At 65.0% G+C, this 4,231-nt stretch carries 1 protein-coding gene and 1 pseudogene; both read right to left on the reverse strand.

What is annotated here, in order from left to right; genetic code table 11:
• Positions 1–262: 262 nt before the first annotated feature.
• Positions 263–3,337, reverse strand: coding sequence for a DNA polymerase I (gene polA / locus JHD07_RS09025; protein ID WP_291621199.1), 3,075 nt, complete (start codon positions 3,335–3,337; stop codon positions 263–265).
• Positions 3,338–3,538: 201 nt separating this feature from the next.
• Positions 3,539–4,231, reverse strand: a pseudogene (locus JHD07_RS09030) (acyltransferase family protein); the annotation flags it as partial.

The following is a 4,231-nucleotide window of genomic DNA, read 5'->3' on the forward strand; positions in this document are numbered from 1 at the left end:
CCCCGTGTTCAGACCGCAGGCGGCAGGGCAATCGCATATGGGAGTGATCTCGCCTGTGGCCATCCTTCGAGACGCCCGCCGTTGGGCGGGCGCTCAGGATGAGGACCGCATGCGTTTCGCTGGTTTCAACGGCACCGGTGCTGCTTAGCCTCAACCTGAGGGACCGCGAAGCGGTCGTCTCGAAGCGCGAGGCGCGTGCTCAGGTATTTCGAAAAACCATATGCGGTTGCCCTGCCGCTTGCGGGGAGAGATGAAGAAAAGATCAATGCGCCTCGTCCCAATTGTTGGCCGCGCGCGCGTCCACATGCAGCGGCACTGACAGCAGCACGGCCGGGAATGGCGCGTCCTGCATTACGCGCTGCACGACCGGGAGCGTCGCCTCGACCTCGGCGTCCGGCACCTCGAAGATCAATTCGTCATGCACCTGCAGGAGCATCTGCGCCGACAGCTTCTTCTCGGCGAGCGCCTCCTCCACGCGCGTCATGGCGCGGCGGATGATGTCGGCGGCGGTGCCTTGGAGCCGGGCGTTGATCGCGGCGCGCTCGTTGAAGGCGCGGACCGAGGCGTTGGAGGCCTTGATATCGGGATAGTGGCACTTGCGGCCGAACAGCGTGGTGACGTAGCCGTGGCTGCGGCAGAAGTCGCGCGTCTCGTCCATATAGGCGCGGATGCCGGGGAATCGCTCGAAATATTTCTTGATGTAGGCCGAGGCTTCCTCGCGCGCGATGCCCAGCTGGTTGGCGAGGCCGAACGCGGAGATGCCGTAGATGATGCCGAAATTGATCGCCTTGGCACGGCGGCGGATTTCGCTCGGCATGCCCTTGATCGGCACGCCGAACATTTCCGATGCGGTCATGGCGTGAATGTCGAGCCCGTCGCGGAACGCCTGCTTCAGCACCGGAATATCGGCGATCTCGGCGAGCAGCCGCAGCTCGATCTGCGAATAGTCGGCCGACACCAGCTTGTGCCCGGGCGTGGCGATGAAGGCGCGGCGGATCTTGCGGCCGTCCTCGGTACGAACAGGGATGTTCTGAAGGTTCGGCTCGTTCGAGGATAGTCGCCCCGTCGTCGTCGCGGCCAGGGCGTAGGTGGTGTGGACGCGATGGGTCTGCGGATTGACATAGGTCGGCAGCGCGTCGGTGTAGGTCGATTTCAGCTTGGAGACCTGCCGCCACTCCAGAATCTTGCGCGGGAAATCGTGGCCCTGCTCGGCGAGGTCGTCGAGCACCTGGGCAGTGGTCGACCATGCGCCGGTCTTGGTCTTGGTGCCGCCGGATAGTCCCATCTTGCCGAACAGGATGTCGCCGATCTGCTTGGGGCTGCCGACATTGACGGGCTCGCCCGCGAGTTCCTGAATCTCCGCCTCGACGCGGGCTGCGGTCTGGGCGAAGTCGCCGGAGAGGCGTGACAGCACCTGACGGTCGATCGAGATGCCGCGCCGCTCCATGCGCGCGAGCACAGAGACCAGCGGCCGTTCCAGCGTCTCGTAGACCGCGGTCATGTGCTCGGCGACCAGGCGCGGCTTCAGCACGCGCCAGACGCGCAAGGCGACGTCGACGGCTTCCGCCGACAGCGGCGCGGCCTTGTCGATCGGCACCTGGTCGAAGGTGATCTTGCCCTTGCCGCTGCCGAGCAGTTCGCCCTCCTTCAGCATGGCATGGCCGAACCAGCGCTCGGACAGCTGCTCCAGCGCATGCGAGCCGCGGCCGGCATCGAGCACGTAGGAGATCAGCAGCGCATCGTCGATGTTGCGCAAGGTGATGCCGTGCTGCGCCAGCATCACGGCCGCGAACTTGACGTCGAAGCCGATCTTGAGAATGCCCGCCGATTCCAGCACTGGCCGCAGCGCTTGCAGCGCCTCGTAATGCTTGACTTGATCGGGCGCGAGGCCTGCATCGAACAGGCCTGCGCCGCCGCTCGATTGCTTGTGCGCCAGCGGCAGGTAGCAGGCATCGTTCGGCGCCAGCGCCAGCGCGATGCCGCACAGGTCTGCCTGCATCGGATCGATCGAATTGGCCTTGATGCCGATCGCGACATGGCCGGTATCGTGGATGCGCGCGATGAAGGCGTTAAGCTCCTTCAGCGACTTGATCGTCTGGTACTTGGCCCGGTCGACCGGTAGCTTGCGTAGCGCCTCTTCCCGCGCGGCGGCAAGCGAGACCGGCGCGCCCTTCAAGCTCGCGGCCTTGTCTTCCTTACCGGCCGATCTGTTGGGCTGGTTCGGCCGGGCTTGCACGGGCGCGTCGGCGCCCGGCGCGGGCACGACGTCCGACGGCGGCAGCGGCGAGAATACGCTGGCGCCGCTGGCATAGCCGGGGTCGGCATCGACGTTGGCAGGATCGATCTGCGCATATTCGGCGACGCGCCGCGTCAGCGTCGTGAATTCCATCGCCTTCAGGAAGGCGATCAGCTTGCGCGCATCGGGCTCGTGCACCGCGAGGTCGTCCAGCGGCACCTCAAGATCGACCTTGTCGTCGAGCAGCACCAATTGCCGCGAAATACGCGCCTTCTCGGCATTCTCGAGCAGCGCCTCGCGGCGCTTCGGTTGCTTGATCTCGCCGGCCCGGAACAGCAGCTGGTCGAGATCGCCATATTCGGTGATCAGCTGCGCCGCAGTCTTGATGCCGATGCCGGGCACGCCGGGCACGTTGTCGGTGGAATCGCCCGCGAGGGCCTGCACCTCGACCACCTTGTTCGGCGGCACGCCGAACTTCTCGATCACTTCGGGGATGCCGATGCGGCGGTCCTTCATGGTGTCGTACATGGTGACGCAGTCGGTGACGAGCTGCATCAAATCCTTGTCGGAGGACACGATGGTGGCGCTGGCGCCGCGCTCGCAGGCCTGCCGCACATAGGTCGCGATGAGATCGTCGGCCTCGAAGCCGACCTGTTCCAGGCAGGGCAGGTCGAAGGCGCGCACGGCTTCTCGGATCAACGCGAATTGCGGGATGAGATCATCCGGCGCCGGCGGCCGGTGCGCCTTGTAGTCGGGATAGATCTTGTTGCGGAAGGTGATTTCCGACTTGTCGAAGATGATGGCCAGATGCGTCGGCCGGTTGTCCTCAGGCATCTCGCGGAGCAGCTTCCACAGCATGTTGCAGAAGCCGAGCACCGCATTGACCTGGAGCCCGTCGGACTTGCGGTTCAGTGGCGGCAACGCGTGATAGGCGCGGAAGATGTAGGAGGAACCGTCGACCAGGAAGACGTGGTCGCCCTTGCCGGCCGCCCGCGCCGCGACCGGTTTGGCAGCAGCTGTCGCGGCGGGCTTGGTATCGGCAGCTTTCGGCGCGGCCTTGGTGTCAGCTTTGGCGGTGGTCTTCTGCGATGTCTTGGGCATGGACCGCAATGTATGAATTTTTGCGGATTTTGACAGCCTTCGGAGGTGGATTTTTGGCTTGATGCTGCCGCTATCCCCACCGTCGTTCCCGCACCCTCCGCTGTCATTCCCCGCGAAAGCGGGGAATCCAGTACGCCGCGGCTTCTCGGTTCAATTGCTGGCGCCTCGGCGTACTGGATCGCCCGGTCACCAAGAGTGCGGCTACTCCGCTGCCTGCAACACCGCTCCCGTTTTCCTCGGTGCGATCCAGAACGCGTCGGGCCGTTCGAACAGGAAGCGGGCGTTGAGGCGTAGCGCGGCCTGCCAGATCGCCAGCGCTCCGAGCACGCCGGCGATGGTGACGAGCAACGACACCGTGCCGATGTCGGGGATGACGCCCGTGCGCAGCAGCAGCGTTCGGGTCGCCGCCATCGGCAGGAAGAAGGCGAGATAGATCACGATCGAATGCTCGCCGCAGAAGCGAAGGAAGTTCAGCCACTGCGCGCGCGCGAGCAGCGCGCCGGTCGCGATGATGGCGCAGGCGCCGGCGAAGCCGAGCACGAGCGAGACGATCGCCCACTCGCTGGCGCCCGACGCGACGAGGCCGGCATTGACCAGTGCCCAGGTCGCGAGCGCTGCAAGCGCGAGTGCCGGATGACTGCGCGCCCGATCCGACAGCGCGAACACGTAAGGCGCGAACAGATAGCCCGAATAGAAATAAACGAAGCGCGCACAGAACTCGTCGATGACGGTCCAGCCGGTCGTGATCCGTGCCGTCTCCAGTGCGGCGGCCACGAGCCAGATCGCGAGCGGCGGAGCTTTGCGTGTCAGTTTCGTGACGACGAAGAAGATCGGCAGCAGATAGATGAACCACAGCGTGCCGAACGGCTCGATGAAAGATTCGAGGTACAGCTA

It is taken from the genome of Bradyrhizobium sp., assembly GCF_016462955.1.
GTDB lineage: Bacteria > Pseudomonadota > Alphaproteobacteria > Rhizobiales > Xanthobacteraceae > Bradyrhizobium.

Bases quoted from the DNA above. Each gene is read 5' to 3' on its own strand.
- polA (WP_291621199.1), bottom strand. From the start codon at position 3,337: ATGCCCAAGACATCGCAGAAGACCACCGCCAAAGCTGACACCAAGGCC.